The sequence below is a fragment of the Lacipirellula sp. genome, assembly GCF_965279485.1.
Taxonomy (GTDB): Bacteria; Planctomycetota; Planctomycetia; order Pirellulales; family Lacipirellulaceae; genus Lacipirellula.
The window spans coordinates 3,237,404-3,260,421 of the sequence record NZ_CBDIIC010000002.1 but is presented as its reverse complement, the minus strand read 5'-3'; the positions used below and the strand labels follow the sequence as shown (position 1 = coordinate 3,260,421).

The window sequence follows — 23,018 nt, the reverse complement described above, 5'->3', positions numbered from 1 at the left end:
TAGCCCCCGGGCGACCGAATCAACGTTATGCGACTACGACCGGCGGCGACGGAACGCCAGTGCTCCGACGGCCGACAGCGCCATGGCAAAAGCGGCTGGCTCAGGAACAACTCCAGCAGCCACCGCCGAGGGAGGCAGTTGGCCGAACTGACGCTGCCAGACCAGGAAATCGGCTCCGTCGACTTTCCCGTCGGCGTTCGCGTCGCCTTGAGCCTTAGTCGTGCCGGTGCCAAACCCGCTCTTCCAAGCCGTAAGATCAGCGCCATCGACGACGCCGTTCTGGTTAAAATCGGCAGCCAAGAAATTGGCCGGACCAGCCAGTTCGGGCGGGGTTAGATAGTCGATGAAGGCGAACGAGAACGCGGTATCCTGGAAATCGGTGAACGCGCCGCCGTCTTTATCTGCTTGCGTAATCAGATCGATGCCCATGATTCGGAACGAGTTGCCGAACGCTTCGTAGGCCATCGTATTGTCGGTCAACCCGTCGATGCCGGCGCCCGGAGTCAGCAGCAGCATTCCTTGGCTCGGCGTACGGCCGGCGACCGTCAGGATGTACTGGCCGGCGGAATCACGCGTCAACGTGAATTGCCCAGGAGCAGTCCCTACGCCAGTCGAGTTCACGATCGAGCCGTTCGCATTGACTCGCCCTGCGACTAAGTTCTCGGTTTCGTACGGCAGAAAGACATAGTTCACAGCAGCAGTGGCGCCCGGATCAAGCAGCGCCACCGTCTTCACGTCGACGTCCCAACCACCGCCGCCGGCCTTCGGTTGTGCCGTGGCGAAACGAGCAGCGTTGCCTTCGGGATTAACCATTAATACGCCGGCTGTCTCCGAATTCACTCCGGAAATATTCAGGTCGAGGTGGCCGTTACCAGATGCAGCGGTTGGCACGGCGTTGGCCATGGGGAAACCACTGTTACGCCCGAAGAATGCAACGGCGTAGTCAATGTTCAATTCTTCGTTGACGGCAACAAGCCCCGTCCGATGCGTGTGGACTTCCCATTGGCCAGGGACGCCGGAAGCCGCAGCGGCGCCGGTGATGCTTGCCGAAGCGACGCCGAATTCAGCTGACGCGCCGCCGGTCGCGGTGTTGTCTCGCAGCCCTTGGCTGATCGTCGTCAGCATGACGCCGTCAGCAGCGGTGGGGAGCGCACCGTTCACATGAACGGCGTTATCGCCCTTGTTCATCCGCGAAGGAACAATGTTGAGACCCGCAGTGCCGGCCTTGAGAGTCGTGTACATGTCCGGACCGGGAGTCGTCGTCGGGGTCGTCGGCGAGTCGACGTCGTCTTGGTCGTTTCCGTTGGTGATCTGCGTGACGCCAATGTCAAAACTGAAGACGCTCGTCTTGTCCCAACCCGCCGCTTGAATCGTCGGTGCGCCTGGCTGGGCGTTGAACGGCATGAAGACGAATTGGAAGTATGGAATCCGCTCTGACGAGGCGCCGTTCTGGTTCTCCCCGCCTTGGTTGATATTCGCCATGTCATCCGAGGTGATGATCCAGCCATCGCCATCAGGCTTGTACGGCACAATGTTGTCGGCAGGCAAGCCGCCCTGTCCCGTCAGGCTGCTGCCCGTCTGGACGATGAGCGAGCCCGACGAAGGCGTCTGTCCGTCGATCGTGAGACGATAGGTTCCGGAGGCCGCCGTCTTCACAATGCTGAAGTTGGCGCCGCTCTTGAGCACTGGCACCGGCTCGTTCGCGGGTCCAGCTGCCCCCCAAATCGCCCCCATCGTGACGTTCGGCGTTCCCAGTGGAACAAACACGAAGGAGAACGGCTTGCTCTCGCCTAAGCTCGGCGAGTCTTGTGCGTTGCCGCGAGTGTTGACCTGCCAGCCGTCGCCGTCCACCGTCGGGCTGACGGCAGTGAAATTGTCCTCGTTCTTAGCGTGCATCGTCAGCAAGATGCCCTGCTGGCGGCTGTCGGTGACGCCAGGGATCGAGACAAAGTGATTGCCAAGATCGTTCGCATCGCTCTGATCAAACGGGGTATCGAAGAAGTAATTTGGTTTGACATGGGTGCCAAGCTGAATGCCCGCGCTGCCTGCGAACATGTCGAGGTTGATTGCATTCTGAACTGAAGACCACACGGTGCCGCCCTTCCAGCCTTCGCTGAACGGGAAGTAGGCGGCGGCAACATTAACATTCATTGGCCCGCCCAACGGGTAAGCGGCGCCCGCGGCATCGTTACCCGCTCGGTCTGTGACGATGGCCAACCCGCCCGAGACATTGCGAGTGTTCACCGATGTCGCGTCGTCATCCGGAACCGTCGAAGCAGTGGCGGACAATGCTTGCGTCGCGCCCGTCGGCGTCTTCAGAATCTCGCGAACGGATGCAATCAACACGCCGCCGGCGAAATCGTCTGCGGCGCTCGCGCCGAAGCGGACGGGGATTTCGCCTGGGACGCTCCCTGGATCGATGAAGAAGCCGGCGGTCCCTTGGCCCGCTGGAATCGTCACCGTCGGCGCATCAGTCTGCGAGATGGCACCGTCGACGACGTCGATGTTCGCGTACTCAACGGCCCAAGCGGGTGAAGCCCCGATCATCACCGCCCCGCCTGCCATCGCTGCCGCAAGCCGGCGGCGCCAAATGTTCTTTTTCATCGAAAGCCCTCCCATGAATGTGCGTTCCCGTTGAATAGCCGATGCTGGATTAGTGCCCCTACGAGTCGTCAAACGGCGCTCCGGAAGGCGCTCCTCGACGACGAATTCTTCCTCTGCATGACTCATCGAACCTCCCTTGCCGTCCACTCGATGCCTGGCGACTCGCCGCCGCTCCACTGTTGAGCCGTGAAGGTGGCGAACAAGCATTTAAGTAATAGACAAGCAGGATGAAGATCCGTTGAAGATCATGCGTTTCCTCAGTGAACTACAGACAGATAAGACGTTGCCGGCGAATAGCGATGCAGCGAATTGCCGGCGGCTGAATAGATATGCGACGAAAGGTTGTTGTCTCGTCTCGTGAACTCGTTGACGCTTCCTTCAACTCTCGTAATTCCTCGCAGCGCTTCGGTTCCTCGATGCAACCGGCGAGATCTTCCAAACACGTTCCTAAATCGCTCCGCTGCGCACGACGCCCGTCGCCGCGTGCCCGTCGCCGTTTACCGGCGCGACGCCAATGCGGGGAGCCGCAGCCTCAACGCCGCCGATTAGTCGGCGGTAGCGCTGAAGTTCGGTTTCCGTCTCGGCGTCGGTCCATTTCAATTCCGCCGCCATCCATCGCGCGACGTTTGCAGCAAGCTCCATCTGGTTGTGATGGTAGTGCCGCCAACTGCTGCGGCGGATCATCACGTCGTCCAAGTGCCGAGCGGACTCGACATGGCAGTAGTGGCCAACCGCCGCCGCCGACACAGGCGGAGGCAGGATGCCGCTAAATGTTTCTGCACGTCCGCTTTCGCCCTTGCCGGCCTCAATCAGCGGCGTCGCTGCCGTTCGGCAGGGACCAGCCTTCACGCCGAGGAACTTGACGATCGCATTGACCGTCTCCTCGCCCATCAAGCGGTAGGTCGTCAGCTTGCCCCCGGTGACGTCCCACCAACCGGCATGGCTCATTGCAATTTTGTGTCGCCGGGAAATGTCCGACGGATTGCCGTTCTTGTCGGCCACCAGTGGGCGAAGGCCGGACCAGGTGCTAACGAGATCTTTCGGCGTCAGCTTGGCCGCAGGGAAGCCGTCGTTCACCACCTGCAAGATGTAGGCGACGTCGGCGTCGTCGCACGACGGATTGTCGAGCGGGCCGTGGTAGTCGGTGTCGGTGGTACCGAGAATCACCCGCTCGCCCCACGGAATCACGAACAAGATACGACTTCCCTCGGCCAGCACCACGGCGTCGTCCACGGGCAACCGCGAGCGGTCGATGACAAGGTGCACGCCTTTGGTGAGCCGCAGCGATGTTTCGGAGTTCGGCATCCGGTCCGACCACGGCCCGGTTGCGTTGACGACTGAGCGGGCCTTCACAACATGAAGCGTCGCGGTGCGAAGGTCCTCAAGCTCGCAACGCCACAGATCGCCTTCGGCGGTCGCGTCGAGCAGTTTCACGTAGTTGCAGGCGATGGCGCCATGCCGCACGGCCGAGTTGAGCGTGTCGAGCACTAGCCGCGAGTCGTTGGTCAGCGCGTCGTGATAGCGGACGGCGCCGGTGAGTTCGGTTTGATTGAGGCCAGGAACTCGGCGGAGCGTTTCAGCGACGCCCATCGAACCGCTGCCGCCCCCTTTGCCAACGCCGCAGAGGAGGTCGTACAGCCGCACGCCGACGCCGAGCTTCCAGCGGGGCCAACCGTTCGCCTTGCGCGTGGGGAACACGAACTCCAGCGGGTCGGCGAGGTGCGGCGCGATCTCGCGGAGGAGCGATTTCTCTTTGCTTGCTTCCCACACGAGGCCGACGCGGCCTTGGGCGAGGTAGCGAATGCCGCCGTGCAACAAACGACTTGAGCGGCTGCTGGTACCCGAGGCGAAATCATGCTGCTCGACCAATCCGGTACGCAAGCCGCGCATCGCCGCGTCGCGAGCAACGCCGGTGCCGACGATGCCGCCGCCAATGACAAGCACGTCGAGCGGCTGCCGTTGCAACTGCTCCAAACGAGCGTCAGGTGCGGACTGTTGATTAGCCTGGGGACGCATATTTATTCACACCAATAAAAAAAGGCCCCGCGGTGCTACCGCGGGGCCTTTCTCTTTTTATCTCTGGCCCGAGATGCTTTTTAGTTGTTTTGATTGGTCGTCGGTTTTGCCAACGAGTTCGACTATTATTACTTGCACGAAAGTTTCCCGTCAAGCTGCTTTGTTGCAATCTCGATCCTTTGGTTGTCGAACAAAGCGATTACGATCACGCTCGTTCAGTGCACCACTCGTTGCTCTAGCGCTTTCTTTGCATGCCGCGAACCACGATCGACAAATGCCTGCGGAAACCGGTGATCCCAGTGGTTTGGGACCCGTCGAAAAGCATCGACGCTCTCGCTCACGCCAGCATGATCATCATGCAGGGGGGAACGCTCGCCGATTTGCCGCGGACGCTCGATCGCTTCGCCGAGCAGAAGCTCTCGCCGGTGGCGATATTCGCGCACATCGATCTCATTTCAGGGTTGGAGAATAGCGAAGCAGCCCTCGAGTACTTGGCAGAATTCAACCGTTTCGCGGGGATTGTGACGGTTCACCACTACCTCGCGAAGCCAGCCCGACGATTGGGCCTGCTATCGATTGTGCGGCTCTTTCTCTCCGATAGCCGGGCGGTTGATCGCGGCATTGCGGTGGCGACGAAATCCCAGGCCGACGCGATCGAAATTCTCCCCGCCGTCGCGGCAGTGAAAGTGGCAAGCGATCTGAATCGCTGCGGATTGCCTCGCATCGGCGGCGGTTTATGTCGTACTGAAGCCGACGTCCAAGAAGCGATCGAGAGCGGCTGCCGTTCGGTGACGAGCACCCGTCCCGAACTATGGGCACTGAACGCTTAGCCGCATTTCCAGCGCACAGCGCATAAAAAAAAACGGCATGCCTCCCGCCAGCTAAACGGTCGGCATGCCGCGTTGTACGCTGGGCCCCCCGGCCAAGCGCAGTCTGCACGTTGCAGTTGCGAACGACGCAACTACTGCCGGCGACGAATCGCCAACCCAATCATTGCCGCCCCGCAGACCAGTGCGAGCGACGTTGGTTCCGGAACGGCAACGGCCACGTCGCCGCCCACCGCTGGGCCGATCATGCGGCCAAGCGCGAACGTGTTCGTGGCAGTCGTTGAGGCGTTGCCCCATGCGTACAGACGGAAGGTAACGTTGGCTCCTCCCGCCAGATTCTGCAAAGAAGTGAACGACGACAGGTTGACTGTCGGAATTGGATCGCCAGGCGAAGTTCCGGCATTGAGCCGTCCCGGGACGTCCGTCGTCATGTATTCATAAGGGGCGGGCGGAGTGCCTGGAGCGGTCCCCGACGTCCGACCGTAGTAGTTGAACGATGAAATCACGATGCCTGGCGTCGCGAAATTGTCGAGACTCGCCTGCAATTGCATGTTCATCGGCGACGAAGCAGCCGAGCGACGGAGCGCAAGATCGGCGGTCGACAGCGAAGCGGTGTAGCCTGGCGCGACCCCAAGGCCCCACTGAAAGTAATCGCCGTTGGCGATCGCGTTCTCAAGCGACGGAGCAGGGCGATTCCAGGTGTCAGCGGAGAAGCCGTTCGTCAGGGCGGCGGCGTTGATGCCCGCGCCGCGCGTCAACGCAATGTTCGTAATGCCGACCGGCGAAGGACTTGCGGCGACGCTCGGAACGGCCGCGTTCGCCACGCCTGAAAGTTTGTAACTGACCAACGTGGCCGCCTGCAGTTGGGCGGCGGCCATGGCCGCCAACGCGGCGATCAGCGAGACGCGATAGGCCTTCATTAGCGATGCTCCTCTGTGGGTGTGAACTCAATGGTTAGCTTGTTGATTCTACCAACCCGCTCAAGCAAGCCGGTGAGCCCGGCATGAACAGTCGATGAAGGTCTCGTGAATCTGGCGCTGAATGAACCAGAGAAACGCGAACCAACAAAAAAAGACTCCACGGCGTAACCGTGGAGCCTTTCTCTAATTCTCTGGCTCGAATCGGATATCTAGCGGCCGTCGAAACGGCGAAAAGTTTGTCTGACGTTCGTCGAGATTAGATAGCGATCTCACCACTGTCAACAATTTTGCGGGGGGAGTTCAGCCGCGTGAATTTTCATTCACGCGATCGCGCCGCTTACCCTGCGAGCAGCGATCGCGCACCGTCGTCGTCGATGACGATCGACTTCAGAATCCCGCCGCGCAGAGCCCCTCGAATCGCGGCGGTCCGATCGCTTCCCGCAATTGCGGCCACGACATTCGGGATGGCTCGCAGCTTCTCCAGCGGTAAGCTCAGCACGCGTTGACGATAGGAAGTCTGGCATTCTACGCCGCTTTCGTCGTAAAAACGGCCGAGAATCTCGCCGACCGCCCCGGCACGATGAAGTTCTTGAATATCCTTCGGCTGCAAAATGTTCCGTTCGATGAAGACGGAATTCTGCAGGTTGCCGACGCCGACGAGGGCCGTTTCCGCCGCAGCCAGTCGCTCGAACACGTCGCGCGTGTCTTTCAATTCGAGCAACTGCTTGCCGACCGCCGCGGTCGGCGCGAATGCCGGCGTGTTCAGCGTGAGGTAGACGCCGCCCCAGGGCTGGGCGAGCGTGCGAGCGATTTCCGATGCATCGTAAGATCCAGGAGTGGAATCGACGTTGCCCATCGCCTGGACTACTACCGGGCGGATAGGTCCGGGGCCGCGGCTCATAGCGTCGGTCAGCGACTGCAGCGTCCGCCCGCCGGCGACCGCCAGCGTGCCATACGGAGCGAGCGTGGCGGCGACGATTGGCCCAGCGAAGTAGCCGAGCGTATTCCGCAAATCGGCGACCGACTGGCCGGCGACTTTGCGGACCACGATGGCCATTTTTAGCTGATAGACAGAGACGAGTTCCGCCTCTAATTCGCGCTCCCGCGGTTCGTATTCCGGCACAGTAATCCGCACGAGCCCGCGCTCTCGGGCGACGGCGAGCATGCGAGAGACCTTCGCCTGCGAAACGCCGACCATCTTAGCGATCTGATTCTGCAGAATGCCGTCGACGTAGTAGAGTCTGGCGGCCAACAGCAGTTGGGCGTCGCTGTAAACGCCGTCGCCCGTGGGAGTAGATCGCTTCGGCTGGGGTTCAACCATGGCTTTGCTCATCGCTAGCGACTCGCGCTTGAATTTGACGAGAGAGAAGTCGGCATCGAACGGACCAGAGATGGCGGCGGCGACGCCGGCGGATCGTTGACCTTGCCGCCGTAAACCACTACCATGTGAATCAATAATCTGCATATCTATTCAACGCCACCCCCAGCTGTCAAGTAGGGGTGGTCGCGGCGAGCTGTTGAGCCCCCGCAGCGAGCCTCGGTTCGTAACGCCGGCCGCCATGGTTCGCGATCGCCAGTCGCCGCACGAAATCGCCGTAATGTCCGGGAAATCGAGAGCGCGCGAAGCCATTCGCGCGGCTGAATATGTCGACAATCGAACAAACCTCTGAGACCGAGCTCCTCGCTGCCGCGCTCCGTTCGGCTCGCGATACGAAGCTATTGGAGCTCGATCGGGGGGCTCGCCACCGCACAGCGGCGGCATTCACTAGGCTCTTCGGCGGGGCCACGGCCATCGTCGTTGGCGACGAGCAAACCTTCGAAATTGCGGGGCCGGACGTTCTCGACTCGCTGCGTGCGGCCGGCGTGCCGACGGTCGATCCGCTGATCCTGCCGGCGGAGAAACTTTATGCTGAATACTCATTCGTCGATGAAATTCGCGAGCACCTTAAGACGACCGATGCCATTCCGATCTCATTGGGCGCCGGCTCGATCAACGACTTGGTGAAGCTTGCCGCGCATCAGGTCGAGCGACCCTATCTCTCCGTCGCCACCGCCGCGTCGATGGATGGCTACACCGCCTACGGAGCGTCGATCACCTACCGCGGCTCGAAGCAAACGTTCGACTGCCCCGCGCCGCGGGGAGTCGTCGCCGACCTCGACGTTATCGCCGCGGCGCCGTCGTCGATGAACGCTTCGGGCTATGCCGATCTCGCCGCCAAATGCCCCGCCGGCGCCGATTGGATTCTGGCCGACTTCCTCGGCGAAGAACCAATCAGCCAGTTCCCGTGGGACGCCGTGCAATCGCGGCTGCGCGAGTGGATGGCGAATCCCGAAGGGGTGCAGACCGGCGATTTCGAGACGATTCGCCGGCTCACGATCGCGCTAATGATGTCGGGGTTTGCGATGCAAGCGGCACTCTCGAGCCGTCCCGCCTCGGGCGCCGAGCATCAGTTCAGCCATCTGTGGGATATGGAGGGGCACACACACAATGGCTACGCCCCGTCGCATGGTTTTAAAGTGGGCATCGGCTCGCTCGCTTCGATTGCATTGTATGAAGCCTTCGCTCGGCAGCCGATCGAATCGCTCGAGGTTGATCGTATCGCCGACGAGTGGCCCGCATCGCTCGACAACGATGCCGAGATCGCCACGCTCTTCGCGCACGATGAGCTCAAGCAAAAGGCGTACGAAGAAAGCCGTGCAAAGCTCGTCTCGCGCGACGCTGTCCGCGTCCAACTCGCGAAATTGAAAGCAGGATGGCCGGAACTCTCACGTCGCCTGCAGGCGCAGCTCGTTCCGCACGGCGAGTTCCGCGACATGCTCGCCGCGGCCGGGGCGCCGACCTTCTCTGAAGAAATTGGCATCGACCGCGATCGGCTCCGTCGTAGCTATCGCCAGGCATACCACATTCGCCGGCGCTTCACGATTCTCGACATCGTCCGCCGCGCCGGTCTGATGGAACCGGCCCTCGACGACGTCTTCTCTTCCACGAACTGAACGGGCGCCCGATGGGGATGATCGTCACGAATTCGTCCGACGGGCCGGAAGTCGCCGATCCCGGCGAAACCTCCGCCGAGTTCCGTTACTGGCAGTGGCGCATCTTGCTGTCGTCGATGATCGGCTACGCCTTCTTCTACTTAGTGCGGAAGAACTTTAGCTTTGCGATCCCCGCGATCGGCCTCGAACTCGGCTACACTAAAGAAGACCTCGGCTGGTGCCTTTCCGCACACGGCGTGCTGTACGGCGTCTCCCGGTTTGCTAACGGCATCATTGCCGATCGCGTCAACGCGCGGTGGTTCATGGCAGGCGGCCTGGCCATTTGCGGAGCGCTCAACCTTGCGTTTGGTTTCAGCAATGCGCTGAAGTTGTTCATTACGTTGTGGGCGCTCAATGGCTGGTTTCAAGGCATGGGCTTTCCGCCTTGCACGCGACTGATGACCCACTGGTTTTCACCGAAACGATTGGCGTCGGTGATGTCAGTCTGGAACGTCGGTCACTCCGTCGGCGGAGCAGGCGTCGCCGTGCTGTGCGGCTATCTCGTCGGCGTCGATTGGCGGCTCTGTTTTCTCGTTCCAGCCGGCATTGCACTAGTCGGCGCGATAGCGCTCGCGATCGCGCTGCGCGACACGCCCGAGTCAATGGGCTTGCCGCCCGTCGCCGGGACCGCGCATACAACCGTGAGCGAAACCGATTCGCTGTGGTCGACGCTACGGCGGCTGGTGTTCACGAATAAGTACATCTGGCTGCTGTCGCTCGCCAACTTTTTCGTCTACATCGTCCGTTACGGCGTCGTCGATTGGGCGCCAACGTTTTTGAAAGAAGCGAAGGGCTTCGAACTCGAGACGGAAGCCGGCTGGACCGTCGGCGCTTTCGAAGTCGCTGGCATTCTAGGCATGATCTCCAGCGGCTGGATCACCGACCACGTCTTCGGCGGTCGCGGCACACGGGCTTGCCTCTTCTACATGCTCGGCTGTTGCTCGGCCCTGTTGGTTTTCTGGTTAGTCCCAGTTGAATCGATCGCCGCCAACGCCGCGATTTTGGCTGTGGCCGGCTTCTTCATTTACGGTCCGCAATGTTTGATCGGCATCGCTGCGGCGAATCTCGCTACGAAGCGCGCCGCCGCTGCATCCGCCGGCCTCACCGGTTTATTCGGGTATGCGAGCACCTTAGTCTCCGGCGTCGGCATCGGTTGGCTTGCAGAAAACCATGGCTGGAACGCCGCGTTCATCCTGCTCGCCATATCCGCCGGCATCGGCAGCTTGCTGTTTGCCCTCTGTTGGCCAGCCAAGGCGCACGGCTACGATTGAGCCTCGCCAACTTCCGCTTGATTCAACTCCACGCCTAACCCGCTCGATCCATTGAAAGCACGACTCGCCAAGCTCCGTCACATCGTCTTCGACATGGACGGCACGATCTACCTCGGCCGCACGCTGTTTAAGGAAACGATTCCGTTCCTCGCCCGGCTGCGCGATCTCGGCATCGGCTACACGTTCGTCACGAACAATAGTTCGAAGAGCAGGGCAGGGTACGTCCAGCATCTGCACGAAATGGGAATCGCCGCGCCGCCCGATTCCGTCGTCACCTCGGCGCACGCGACGATTCACCACATTCAGAAGACGCTTCCTGAGGCGAAGCGGCTGTTCGTCCTCACCACCGAGCAGGCGCTCGAAGATTGGCGGCTCGGCGGGTTCGAGATCGTCGACGACGCCCCCGACGCGGTCGTGGTGAGCTTTGACTATCAGCTCACCTACGAGCGTCTCTGCCGCACCGCGTACTGGCTCAGCAGGGGCGTGCCGTACTTCGCAACGCATCCCGATCGGATCTGCCCCACCGATCAGCCAACCGTGCTTCCCGACTGTGGAGCGTTTTGTGCGCTGCTCGAGTCAGCAACCGGCCGCAAGCCCGACGCCGTCCCCGGCAAGCCAAGTCCCGAGATGATTCAAGAAGTGATGGATCGCCACGGCCTGCAGCCGAGCGAGACGGCGATGATCGGCGATCGGCTCTACACCGACGTGCGGATGGCTCGCGATGCGGGGGCGCTGGCGATCCTCACGCTCACGGGCGAAGCGAACGCCGCGGAAGCGATGAGCTTGCCGGAGGCGCATCGACCTGATTTGATAGTGAGCGACCTCGACGACTTGTCTCGCCAGCTCTGCGCCGCTCGCGGTGTGTGATTCCTCCGACTCTCGAAGGCGCTATGCTCAACATCCTCCGCCCGCTGGGTCGCTTCTACGCTCCGCCGACGGCGATACCGCAGCGCCCCGCCGAGGAAGTTGCGCGCGTCTACCCTGCGTTCCGCTGGCAGATGCTCGAGGCGACGTTCATCGGCTACGCGACCTACTACCTGGTTCGCAACAATGTTTCGCCGATCGCGATTGAGCTGCACGATGCGCTCGGCTACACGAAAGATCAGATCGGCAACATCACGGCAATTACAGCCATCACCTACGGGCTAAGCAAGTTCGTGATGGGCGTCCTTTCCGATCGGAGCGATGCGCGGAAGTTTATCGCCACGGGGTTGCTGCTGACGGCCGCGATCAACGTCGCATTTGGCGCCACCGCCGACTACATCACCCACTGTTGGCTGTGGGGGCTCAACGGCTTCGCCCAAGGCATGGGTTGGCCGCCATGCGGGAGGACGATGGGGCACTGGTTCAGCGAATCGGAACGCGGCCTCAAATTCAGTATCTGGAACACTTCGCACAACGTAGGCGGCGCGGCCACCGGCGTCATCGTCGCCTGGGCCGTGAGCACCTTCGGCGGGTGGCAATACGCCTTCTACGTGCCTGCGGCGATATCGGTCGTCGGCGCCTTTTACTTGCTCATGCGGATGCGCGATACGCCGCAATCGGTCGGCCTGCCGCCGATCGAGGTCTACCGCAACGACTATCCTGCGGCGGTTGATAAGTCATCCGCAAGCGCAGAGCGCGAGCTAACCTTTCGCGAGATCCTGTTCGACAAGGTGCTGCTCAACCCGTGGGTTTGGTTGCTCGCCTTCGCGAACTTTTTCGCCTACGTCACGCGGTACAGCATGCTCGACTGGGGCCCGACGTATTTGCGCGAAATGAAAGGGGCAACGCTCGAAGGAGGCGGCTGGTCGACGGCGATTCTCGAAATCGGCGGCATTCCCTCGACGATTCTACTTGGTTGGCTCTCCGACAAACTTGGCGGCCGCCGCGGCATGGTCGCGGCCCTCTGCATGATCCCGATCGTCGCCGCGTTCGCCGGCATCCTCTTCACGCCGAAGGGGTTTCTGTGGATCGACATGACGATGCTCTTCGCGATCGGCTTTTTCATTTACCCGGTGATCAATCTCATTACGATTGCGGCACTCGACATTGTTTCGAAGAAGGCAATCGGCGCCGCCGCTGGGTTCATCGGCCTCATCGGTTACATGGGCCGTACGGCGCAAGCGAAGGGGTTTGGCTGGGCTGTCCACAAGTACGAGCCGATCCTCGGTCGCGACGCGGCGTGGGACATTGTGCTCTACTCGATTCTCATTTGCGGCGTGCTGGCGTTCGTACTGCTGGCGTTTACCTGGTCGATGCGGCCGCGGGCGTAGCTTCGCACCGTCGCGTGCTACCGCTACACTGACACCACCGCTCGTCTTATAAAAGCCACCGGCTCCGCCGGTGGACGCATTGTTGATTGGCAAAGCAATGCGAGATTCGTCCACCCGCCGCGGCGGGTGGCTTTTATCATTGGAGGCGTTCCGTGGCGTTACTGCTCGCTCTCGACCAAGGCACCACCTCCTCGCGGGCAATCGTCTTCGACGACGCCGGTTCGATCGTCGGCGTCGTCCAGCGCGAGTTCCAGCAGCACTTCCCGAAGCCGGGCTGGGTCGAGCATGACGCCGCCGAGATTTGGCAGGCGCAGCTCGACGTGGCGGTCGAAGTCCTCGCCAAGCTCAAACTGAAACCGGCCGACATTGCCGCGATCGGCATCACCAACCAGCGCGAAACGACGCTGCTCTGGGATCGCAAGACAGGCGAGCCGATTCACCGCGCCATCGTCTGGCAAGATCGCCGCACTGCCGCTTTTTGCGATCAATTGCGGGCGGACGGCAAAGAGGACCTAATCCGCGACAAGACCGGCCTCTTGATCGACCCTTACTTCAGCGGCACGAAGATCGCGTGGCTGCTCGATAACGTCCCCGGCGCTCGCCAGCGTGCCAAAGCGGGCGAGCTTTGCTGCGGTACGATCGACGCCTGGCTTGCCTACAAGCTGAGCGGCGGCGAACTGCACGTTACCGACGCGTCGAATGCCTCGCGGACGCTCCTCATGAACATTCACGAGGGAGACTGGGACGACGAACTGCTCTCGCTGCTCAACGTGCCGCGCGAGATCCTGCCGAGCATTCGCTTCTCCAGTGAAGTTTACGGCGAAGCAAGCAGCGATTCGCCGCTCGCGGGCGTGAAGATCGCCGGCATGGTCGGCGATCAGCAGGGGGCCCTCTTCGGCCAGACATGCTTCGATGCCGTCGCCGCAAAGAACACCTATGGCACCGGCTGCTTCATGCTGATGAACACCGGCGCGGAAGCGGTCGCGTCAAAGCATCGTCTGCTGAGTACCGTCGCTTGGAAAGTCGACGGCGTCACCGAGTACGCCCTCGAAGGCGCCGTCTTCATCGGCGGCGCCGCGGTCGGTTGGCTTCGCGACGGGCTCGGCGTCATCAAGTCGTCCGGCGATGTTGAAGCGCTCGCCAACACGGTTGAAGACAGCGGCGGCGTCTCGTTCGTGCCGGCGTTCACGGGACTCGGCGCCCCCGATTGGGATCCGTACGCCCGCGGCGCCATAATCGGCATCACCCGCGGCACAACGACAGGCCACATTGCCCGCGCTGCACTCGACGGAGTCGCGCTGCAGGTTGCCGACCTGCTCGAAGGGATGCATCACGACCTCGGTCAAGCACTGAGCGAACTGCGCGTCGATGGCGGCGCCAGCGTCAACGACACGCTGCTGCAAATTCAAGCCGACGTGCTGCAGATCCCCGTCGTGCGGCCGAAGGTCACCGAGACGACTGCCCTCGGCGCCGCGTACCTCGCAGGGCTCGCCGTCGGCGTCTGGCCGAACCGCGATGCGATTCGTCAGCAGTGGCAAGTTAATAAGCGGTTTGAACCAAAGATCTCAGCCGACGAAGCGGCGTCAAAGCGAGCGACGTGGCGCCGCGCCGTCGAACGCACCAAAGGCTGGGCGCAAGAGTAGTTCGCGGGAAGTGCGTCCTTCTCATCATCAACCTGATCGCGGAGTGGAAATCCCATGCACGCCTACCTCGCAGAATTTGTCGGCACAGCCTTGTTGATCTTGCTCGGCAACGGCGTCGTCGCGAACGTCGTCCTGCCGCGAACCAAAGGGCACGCCAGCGGTTGGATTGTCATCTCCTTCGGTTGGGCAATGGCAGTGTTTGTGGCAGTGTGGTGCACCGCTGCCGCGAGCGGGGCCCATCTCAATCCGGCGGTAACAATCGGCCTAACGGTCGCCGGTAAGTTCGCCGCTGACTTGGCGGCGCCCTACATCATCGCCCAGCTAGCAGGGGCGATCGTCGGCGCGATCCTGGTCTACGTGTTCTATCGCGATCACTACCCGCTGAGCGACGACCCGAGCGCCAAGCTCGCCACCTTCGCTACGGGACCCGCGATTCGCCGCGCTAGCAGCAACCTCTTCAGCGAAGCCGTCGGCACGTTCGTGCTCGTCTTCGCGGTGCTGCTCGCAACCGACCCCGTCATTCTCATCGCCAACGAGGCGACGAAGGTCTTCGAACCGGGCAACATGAAAGTCGGTCTTGGCGCGCTCGGCGCGTTGCCGGTCGGACTTCTCGTGCTGGCGATCGGCCTCTCCCTCGGCGGCACGACTGGCTACGCGATCAACCCCGCCCGCGACCTCGGCCCGCGTTTGGCTCACGCGATGCTGCCGATTCCCGGCAAAGGCGACAGCGACTGGTCGTATGCCTGGATCCCGGTAACGGGGCCGGTCATTGGCGCCTTGATGGCGGCGGGGGCCTTCGCCGGTGCGCAAATGCTCGAAGCCGCCGCGAAAGTTTAGTAGCGATCGCAGCGAACCGACTCGCAAATCGTCCGCTCCGCTGCGCATCGCCTCGCTCCCGCGATGCGCAGGACGATTTATATTCGCAGTAGTGCGCCGAATCTTCACGCTCGGCGGCTACATTCGCCGAATCGTCCTGCCGTCGATTTCGCGACGCTGCTCGCTGGCGCCGCGACCTCTGGAGCTAGCCGCCATGCTTCGTCCTGCTGTTCTCGCTGCTGCGCTCTTCGCCGCTTGCAACTCGTTGGACTTCGGGTCTTCAGCGCTAGCTCACGAAGGCCCCGATCCGGTCTCGCACTGGTACTTCAGTCCATCGACGGTGAAGGAGGGAAAAGTCGCCGCACGCCTCGGCCCCGACGCAACAATCGTCGGCGCGCCGCAATTGGTGACCGACAAACTCGGCGCCGCGCTGCGTTTCGACGGCGTTCACGACTACTTGCGCATCGCTCCCACGGCGGGCGACGTCGATGAGTTTCTGCCCGACCAATATCTCACGCTCTCGGCATGGGTAATCATCGAAGCCCCCAATCCGCAGGGGGCGATCATCAGCACGCTCGAAGCCGACGGCGATGGCGAGAAAGGTTTTCTGCTCGGCTACAACGATCGCGTCTTTCGCTTTGCGCTCGCAGCCCGCCGCAGCGACGACGGCAACGGTGAAGCGACGGTGCTCGAAGGCAAAACGGAGTTCGAGCTTGGCAAGTACTACCATGTCGTCGCTACTTACGACGGGTTCGAGATGCGGCTCTACGTCAACGGCGAACTCGACGCGGTGAGCGACGACCAACGCGGGCCGATCTACCCGTCGCGCTACGCCCCGTACGTGATTGGCGCCACGGCCGATCACGACGAACTGGCCACTCATCGCGGCCACATCCGCGACGTTTCCGTCTACGATCTCACGGCGACTGAAAAATGGGTGAAGCACGATTTCGATCACGGCAGCGATCTGCTCGAACTCGACGCTGTTGAAATCCCCGATGACATGACGTTCGTCGTGACGCCCTACCTGCAGTTCGTCACTCAAGACGGCATCACGGTGATGTGGGAAACATCGCGACCCTCGAAGGGCAAAGTGCTGTACGGCGAAACCGGCGAGCTTGGCCAAGAGCAAGCGGGTGAGCAGGCGACGACGATCCACGAGATTCGGCTCACTGATCTCGAATCGCAATCGCCCTACGCCTATCAGGTCGAAGCGACCGACGATCGTGGCCGAACTATTCGCAGCCCGCTACTTACCTTTCAAACGGCCAACAACGAGGAGACGCCGTTCACCTTCGGCATCCTCGGCGATACGCAGGGCAACCCGAAAGTCTGCAAACGGCTCAGCGATCAACTCTGGATGCAACGGCCGAACTTCACGATCATCCCCGGCGACCTTGTCGACAGCGGCCCGAACAAACAGCAGTGGGTCGAAGAGTTTTTCCCCGGCATGCAGCCGCTATCGTCGCGCGTGGCGTTTTTCCCCACCATCGGCAACCACGAGCAAAACGCCGCCCACTACTACAACTATGTCTCCGTCCCGGCGCCCGAGTATTACTACACGTTCCGCTACGGCAACGCTCAGTTCTTCATGGTCGACTCGAACAAAGCAGTCGATCCAGATAGCGAGCAATACAAGTGGCTCGAATCGCAGCTCGCGCAGTCGGACGCCACCTGGAAGTTCGTCTCGTACCATCACCCGTCGTACTCCTCGGACGAAGACGACTACGGCGATATGTGGAAGGGCGAACGCTCGGAGTATGGCGACACGCGGATCCGCGCGCTCGTACCGCTCTACGATCGCTACGGCGTCGACATTGTTTGGAACGGCCATATCCACTCGTACGAGCGCACCTGGCCGATGAAGGCGGAGAAGGTGCAGGAGCAAGACGGGACGATCTATATGGTCACCGGCGGGGCAGGGGGGAACCTTGAAACGGCCGGCCCTATCAAACCGTGGTTTCAGAACAACGTGAAGCACGGTCACCACTACTGCCTGGCCGCGGTGAATGGTCGTCGTCTGGAATTCAAAGCCTTCGACCTTGAAGGGCGACTGTTCGACACGATGACCATCGACAAACGCGATCGTTCGCCGGCAGTCGTTCCACCGGCCGCGGCGACGCCCGCTGCGCGGGAAACGCAAGCGGCCGCTCCCTAACTTCAGAACGCGACTATCGAAAACACGACCATCAACTCTGCACGCCTCGCTCCGCCGTCGCTACACTACGGCGATGGCCGATTCGCAACTCCTCGCCGCCGCGCGCACCGTCATTCAAGTTGACGACTACTTCACGCAGCTGAAGAGCGAAGCCGCGGCTATTTTCGATGCAGTGAAGGTCGCGGAAGTCGGCTATGTGACGGCGAGCCAAGAGCTCGCGGTTCGCCAGTTGCAGCTCTCCTACTGGAAGAGTCGCGTCGCACTGCTCGAACTCATCGGCGAAATTCGCAGCCGCTCCGAACGGCCGGAAGCCGCGACGCCCGAGGAGTTTCTCATCGCGCTCGCCGCCGCGGCGCTGCTAGTCGACTCGGCCCGCTACCTGCGCGAACAGTTCCACCGGACGACCGTCGTTCGTCGCAAGCTCGACGAACCCGATCCTGTGTACGGCATTCCGCCGCGCATGTACGACGACGTCCAGCGTTCGCTAGTGAGCGTCGGCAACGCATGGCACCTATGGCAGGCGACGCGCTACTACGACACGCATCGCGAACGGCTCGCCGAGGCCGCCGCAGCCGCACAGTTGACGCCGCTCGTCGCCATCATCGATCGCTTGCGGGATCGCCTGCGGCCGTCGCTCTGGATGTTTCTGCGTACGCGGCTGCGAGTGCGCGGGCGGCGGACCATTCGCCGAATCGGCCGCGACATGCTGGGACGCGCGCTCTACGCCGCGCAGGAAGTGGTTTCCACCGGCATGGCGGAAGTCACCGTCCGCCCCGGCCATCGTCCCGGGCTGCCGCCGGAGATCGATCGCGAGATGACGGCGCTCGTTCAGCCGGGCGACGTGCTCGTCGTGCGGAAAGAGTACGCCGCGACAAACTACTTCTTACCCGGCTATTGGCCGCACGCGGCGCTGGTGATTGGCTCGCTCGACGACCTCCAACGATTGGGCGTCACGCAACACGAGCATGTCACGCCGCGCTGGCGGCTGTGCGAAGCAATCGCCGCGGAACGGCGTGAGCGTGACCCGTCATCGCCGACGCCGCTGGTGCTCGAGTCAATGAAAGACGGCGTCCGCGTCCGCTCGCTCGCGTCGCCGCTGGGGTCCGATTCAGTGATCGTGCTACGACCGCTACTCGCTCCGGCGGCGATTGCCGCCGCCATCGCGCAAGCCTTTCTCCACGAAGGGAAACCATATGATTTCGACTTCGATTTCACCTGCTCTCATCGCATGGTCTGCACGGAGGTCGTCTATCGTGCCTACGACGGCGTTGACGGGCTGAAGATCGAACTGCCGCGGCATATGGGTCGGTTCGCGCTGGCCGCGGGCGATTTGCTGCGGATGGCGCTCGCCGAGCGACTGTTCCGCGTGCATGCCGTCTACTCGCCGGCGCATGGGGGAAAGCTCGAGTATGCGGATCAAGCGGCGCAAATCGTGCGCAGCGTCGAGGGACGGAGCTAGCCGGTTCGCACCTGAGTTCTATTCCCGCGGCGCCATCACCGACTCGCGTTCCGGCGCGTAGTACTCCGCCCGATACGCCTCATCGCCAAGCGATCGCTCTTCCACCAACCGTAGCGTCACCTTATGCGCTTGCCGGCGTGAAGCGTCGATCGGCAGCGTCAGCACGAGTTGCTCGACGACGCCCGTCGCCGGATCGGCCCAAAGTTCCACCTGCTCCGGCGGCGTACGGCCATACTTCGATGGTTTTAATCTGCCCGCCGACCACGTCGCTTTCAGATGCGATAGCTCCGGCCCGCCGGGCACGAGCGATTCCGCCGGCAAACGTTGCAACTGGTAGTAATCCCGCATCCGCTCCAGCAGCGTCGACACCTGCAAATGGGGCAAGTCAGTCGAGGTTCGTCGCATCCAACTCGGCAGAAACTCATCGCTGTTCGCGCGAACGATCGGCCCCTGCGGCGGAATAAACCAATAACCGACGCCGTCGGTTCCCAGTCGAATCGTGGCGCCGAGCGGGCCTTGCTTCTCGAACAGGAACTTGTCGCCGCCGCGAACGGTCAGGTGGGCCGTGATCGGCCGCATCGTGCCGTTAGTTCGCTCAACGAGGACGCTGTAGGTTCGATCGCGCGGCGCGAGGGCCGCTTGATACGAACGCTCGACCATCGCCATCGCCTGTTCCGCACTCCGCTGCCACCAAAAGCCGACCGCCAGCAAGAGCGCCGCCGCTAACGCGACCGATGACAAGCTGATGGCGGGCAGTAGACGACGAAAGCCGACTGGCCGGCGCGAGGCCTTCCGCTTCAGCATTCGTGCGGGCGCAGGCAACTCCAGCTGAGCCAAGACAGTCGCCACCGAACGATCAGTTGCAGCTGCTTCCGCCGGCGCACGATGCCTCAGCAGGGCGTCGATCCATTGCAAGTCGACGAGGCGCTGCCGCTCCGCACTCGAGAGCACCGCCATTGCTTGCGCATCAAGCGCACGCAGCTCGTCGAGGCTGCTGCCAGCCAGTTGATCGATCGGGTTCAACTCTTCGCTGCTCATCCCTCCGCCTCCAACGCCGCCAGCTTGCCGAGCATGCACTCCAGCAGCAGCGCTCGCGCCCGCTGCAGACGTTTCTTTACCGTCTCCAGATTGAGTTGCAGCATCGCTGCGATCTCCGGCGGCGATAGCTGTTCGCGAAACCGCCCGTCGAGCGTCGCCTGATAATGTTCCGGCAGCGCGGCGACGCACCGCCGCAGCGCGTCGAGCTTTTCATCGAGCGTGTCGCCCGGCAGACGCTGCACTTCGCTCATCCGCACATCGAGTTGTTCGAGCGCCGCGGCATCGCACAGCCGAGGATCGCTCGCGTGCTTCCGCCGCCAGGCGAGCACCAGCTTCCCCGCTATCCCGCGTAGCCAAGGACCGAACGGCCGGCTCGAATCAAAGCGATCGATCAGCCGCCAGGCAGTCAGCATCGTCTCTTGAAACAAATCGTCGACCGCCGCCTGATCGGCCACCGCCGACCGCAGGTAGACGCGGAGCATGCCAGCATGCTCGCGAACCAGAATCTCAAAAACGCCCTTCGCGTCCATCAGCTCGTCTTAATTTTCCCCCTCCCTCGAAGGGAGGGGCTAGGGGAGGGATTCACGACGCCCGAAAATTCACATGGCGCACAATCCAGTACGCCCGTCCGCGACACATCCCGCCTTACCTATTGTCACTCCCCGCCCGCCGAGAGGACAGAAAACATCTGAAATCGTCAATTCTCCCGTTTCTCGCTAGAATCTAGTCCTCTCTCGGCCCGCCGGCGACAACTAGCTTTCGTCACCACCAATGCTCCTGGGAACGCTCTTCTCCATGCCGCGATCGATCACCATAACCGCCGCCATGGCCATCGTCCTCAGTCTGCACCTTGCCGCGCCGCGACTGCACGCCGCGGAGCAGAGCGCTGACCTCCTGCTAACCGACGTCGCCGGCACGGTGCATCGCCCCATGGAAGAGAAGGGCGTTCAAGCCGTCGCCCTCGTGTTCATCACGCCCGACTGCCCGATCGCCAACTTCTACCAGCCGACACTCCGCGAGCTGGGCGCCAAGTTCGTCACGAGCGGCGTGCCGATCTATCTCGTTCACTCAGATCCCGACGTGACGGCCGAGGACGCCGAAGAGCACATCGCGAAGTTTAAAATCGACCTGCCGGTGATCCTCGACCACGATCAATCGATCGCTCGCCGCGTCGGCGCCACGGTCACCCCGGAAGCGTTTATCGTGGACCTGAACGGCAAGACGTTGTACCAAGGACGGATCGACAACTTTTACGAAGCCCTCGGCCGCAAACGGCGCGCGGCGACCGAGCACGATTTTCACGACGCCTTGGCCGCCGTAGCCGATGGCAAGACAGTGGCCACGCCCCATACGAACGCGCTCGGCTGCAAGATTCCCTTCGCGACGAATAGCCAACGTTCGCCAGTTAGCAAGTAACACCCGCCGCCGCTCGCCGGCCTGCTGAACAATACAACGCGCCTCTGCAGGAGCAATGATGCACCTTCGCCAACCGAACCGCCTTAAGTTTGCCGCCACAGCCGCCGCGCTGCTAACACTGTGCGCAATTGCCATCAGCACCACGACGGCTTGGAGTACCGAAACAGAGGCCGAGGCCAAGCCAGCGCCGACGTTCAATCGCGACATCGCACCGATCATGTTCGCCCAGTGCGCCTCCTGCCATCGCCCCGGCGAAGCGGCGCCATTCTCGCTCCTCACCTACAAGCAGGTCAGCAAGCGAGCCGACCTCGTCGCGGCCGTCACCGATTCGCGCTTCATGCCACCCTGGCATGCCGAGCCCATCGAGACGCCTTTCCACGGCGAACGTCGCCTCACCGACGAGCAGATCGCCACGATCCAAGCCTGGGTCGACGCCGACATGCCCGAAGGCGATCCCGCCGATTTGCCCGCCACCCCCGAATTCACTCCCGGCTGGCAGTTAGGCAAGCCCGACCTCATCGTCGAGATGACCGACGAGTTTGAAGTCCCTGCCGACGGTCCCGACATCTACCACAACTTTGCGATCCCGCTCGGCATTACCGAAGATAAGTGGGTCCGCGCGATCGAGTTCCGCCCCAGCGCGCGGACGGTCGTGCACCACAGCCTCTTCTACTGCGACGCATCGGGGCAGGCCGTGAAGAACCCGAAATTCGCCCGGCAATCATTCGATGGCGACGAAGAAGATAGCCGCGGCCAAGGCGACCTCGGCGGCGGCAGCAACGGCCGCAGCCTAGGCGGCTGGGCCGTCGGCGCCACGCCGCTCCCGCTTCCCGCCGGTCTCGCGTACCGCGTCCCCGCCGGATCGTCGCTGATTCTCTCAACCCACTTCCATCCCTCGGGAGTTGCGGAGCGCGAACGCTCGGTCGTCGGCATTTACTTCGCCGACAAGAAGCCGGAACGGAGCTTCACGGGCGTCCAACTGCCGCCGCTCTTCGGCGCCATCGCCGGCGTCGACATCCCCGCCGGCGAAAAACGCTACACCAAGACCGACTCGTTCACGCTGCCGGTCGACGTCGACGCCTTTGGCGTCAATTCGCACGCCCACTACCTCGGCAAGGAGATGGAGTTGACGGCGACGCTCCCCGACGGCAAGCAAATCGACCTGCTGCGGATCAACGATTTCGACTTCAACTGGCAAGAGCAGTACCAGTACGCCGAGTTCGTCCGCCTGCCGAAGGGGACCCGGCTCGATGGTCGCGTCACTTGGGACAACTCGACCGACAACATTCGCAATCCGACGAATCCGCCGGTCCGCGTGAAGTGGGGCCGCGAATCGCTCGACGAAATGGGGAGCGTTTCGCTCCGCATGATGCCGGTCAACGAGGACGATCTCGAAACGCTGCAAAACGCCTACCGCGACCACGTCCGCGCGGTGGCGAAGCAGAGAATGTCGCAACGCACCGGCTGGCGGCAACGCGTCAAACGCTGGGCCGCGCTCGCCGCCGCAGCCGAAACCCGCCAGGCGCGCCAAGCCACCGAATAGCCCCGAGCCTCGCCCCGGG

Annotated in this window: 17 protein-coding genes; 11 read left to right on the top strand and 6 right to left on the bottom strand. The window is 62.3% G+C overall.

Annotation, left to right across the window (positions count from 1 at the left end; translation table 11 throughout):
- Window positions 1-33 precede the first annotated feature (33 nt).
- Both ACQY7R_RS20655 and ACQY7R_RS20650 read right to left on the bottom strand, forming a co-directional pair.
- Entirely contained in the window at window positions 34-2,604 is a 2,571-nt protein-coding gene (locus ACQY7R_RS20655; protein WP_428307446.1) for a dockerin type I domain-containing protein, read from the bottom strand.
- 447 nt (window positions 2,605-3,051) lie between these two features.
- A complete protein-coding gene (locus ACQY7R_RS20650; RefSeq protein WP_428307445.1) occupies window positions 3,052-4,620 on the bottom strand; it encodes a glycerol-3-phosphate dehydrogenase/oxidase in 1,569 nt (522 codons plus the stop codon).
- Between the two features lie 251 nt (window positions 4,621-4,871).
- Between ACQY7R_RS20650 and ACQY7R_RS20645 the strand changes: the two genes are divergently transcribed.
- A complete protein-coding gene (locus ACQY7R_RS20645; RefSeq protein WP_428307444.1) occupies window positions 4,872-5,450 on the top strand; it encodes a glycerol-3-phosphate responsive antiterminator in 579 nt (192 codons plus the stop codon).
- A gap of 131 nt (window positions 5,451-5,581) precedes the next feature.
- Here ACQY7R_RS20645 and ACQY7R_RS20640 read toward each other — a convergent pair whose 3' ends face one another.
- The gene (locus ACQY7R_RS20640; protein WP_428307443.1) at window positions 5,582-6,367 is read right to left on the bottom strand and encodes a PEP-CTERM sorting domain-containing protein; all 786 of its coding nucleotides are present in this window, start codon (window positions 6,365-6,367) and stop codon (window positions 5,582-5,584) included.
- Window positions 6,368-6,704: 337 nt separating this feature from the next.
- Window positions 6,705-7,688, bottom strand: a complete 984-nt coding sequence (locus tag ACQY7R_RS20635; protein WP_428307442.1) for a sugar-binding transcriptional regulator — start codon at window positions 7,686-7,688, stop codon at window positions 6,705-6,707.
- 323 nt (window positions 7,689-8,011) lie between these two features.
- Here ACQY7R_RS20635 and ACQY7R_RS20630 point away from each other — a divergent pair, with 323 nt between their 5' ends.
- The 8 genes from ACQY7R_RS20630 (at window position 8,012) to ACQY7R_RS20595 (ending at window position 19,002) form a co-directional block, all read left to right on the top strand.
- Window positions 8,012-9,361: a sn-glycerol-1-phosphate dehydrogenase gene (locus ACQY7R_RS20630; RefSeq protein WP_428307441.1), complete on the top strand. Its 1,350-nt coding sequence runs from the start codon at window positions 8,012-8,014 to the stop codon at window positions 9,359-9,361.
- Between the two features lie 17 nt (window positions 9,362-9,378).
- Window positions 9,379-10,671 carry an MFS transporter gene (locus ACQY7R_RS20625; protein WP_428307440.1) on the top strand — a complete coding sequence of 431 codons (1,293 nt, stop codon included), beginning with the start codon at window positions 9,379-9,381 and terminating at the stop codon, window positions 10,669-10,671.
- 51 nt (window positions 10,672-10,722) lie between these two features.
- On the top strand, window positions 10,723-11,538 hold the full coding sequence (locus ACQY7R_RS20620) for an HAD-IIA family hydrolase (RefSeq protein WP_428307439.1): 816 nt from the start codon (window positions 10,723-10,725) through the stop codon (window positions 11,536-11,538).
- Between the two features lie 23 nt (window positions 11,539-11,561).
- Complete coding sequence (locus ACQY7R_RS20615) at window positions 11,562-12,926, top strand: MFS transporter (protein ID WP_428307438.1); 1,365 nt, start codon at window positions 11,562-11,564, stop codon at window positions 12,924-12,926.
- Between the two features lie 152 nt (window positions 12,927-13,078).
- On the top strand, window positions 13,079-14,569 hold the full coding sequence (glpK, locus tag ACQY7R_RS20610) for a glycerol kinase GlpK (protein ID WP_428307437.1): 1,491 nt from the start codon (window positions 13,079-13,081) through the stop codon (window positions 14,567-14,569).
- A 54-nt stretch (window positions 14,570-14,623) separates the two neighbouring features.
- A complete protein-coding gene (locus ACQY7R_RS20605) occupies window positions 14,624-15,406 on the top strand; it encodes an MIP/aquaporin family protein (RefSeq protein ID WP_428307436.1) in 783 nt (260 codons plus the stop codon).
- Window positions 15,407-15,599: 193 nt separating this feature from the next.
- On the top strand, window positions 15,600-17,543 hold the full coding sequence (locus ACQY7R_RS20600) for a LamG-like jellyroll fold domain-containing protein (protein ID WP_428307435.1): 1,944 nt from the start codon (window positions 15,600-15,602) through the stop codon (window positions 17,541-17,543).
- 73 nt (window positions 17,544-17,616) lie between these two features.
- On the top strand, window positions 17,617-19,002 hold the full coding sequence (locus ACQY7R_RS20595; RefSeq protein WP_428307434.1) for a YiiX/YebB-like N1pC/P60 family cysteine hydrolase: 1,386 nt from the start codon (window positions 17,617-17,619) through the stop codon (window positions 19,000-19,002).
- Between the two features lie 18 nt (window positions 19,003-19,020).
- Here the strand turns inward: ACQY7R_RS20595 and ACQY7R_RS20590 are convergent, their stop codons facing one another.
- Together ACQY7R_RS20590 and ACQY7R_RS20585 are read right to left on the bottom strand one after the other, a co-directional pair.
- Entirely contained in the window at window positions 19,021-20,040 is a 1,020-nt protein-coding gene (locus ACQY7R_RS20590) for a hypothetical protein (protein WP_428307433.1), read from the bottom strand.
- Window positions 20,037-20,570 (bottom strand): sigma-70 family RNA polymerase sigma factor, encoded by a 534-nt coding sequence (locus tag ACQY7R_RS20585; protein WP_428307432.1) that lies wholly within the window; start codon window positions 20,568-20,570, stop codon window positions 20,037-20,039. The genes ACQY7R_RS20590 and ACQY7R_RS20585 overlap by 4 nt, the downstream gene beginning before the upstream one ends.
- Window positions 20,571-20,835: 265 nt before the next feature.
- Here ACQY7R_RS20585 and ACQY7R_RS20580 point away from each other — a divergent pair, with 265 nt between their 5' ends.
- A complete protein-coding gene (locus tag ACQY7R_RS20580) occupies window positions 20,836-21,456 on the top strand; it encodes a redoxin domain-containing protein (protein ID WP_428307431.1) in 621 nt (206 codons plus the stop codon).
- Window positions 21,457-21,514: 58 nt separating this feature from the next.
- On the top strand, window positions 21,515-22,999 hold the full coding sequence (locus tag ACQY7R_RS20575; protein WP_428307430.1) for a c-type cytochrome: 1,485 nt from the start codon (window positions 21,515-21,517) through the stop codon (window positions 22,997-22,999).
- The last annotated feature ends 19 nt before the right edge of the window (window positions 23,000-23,018 follow it).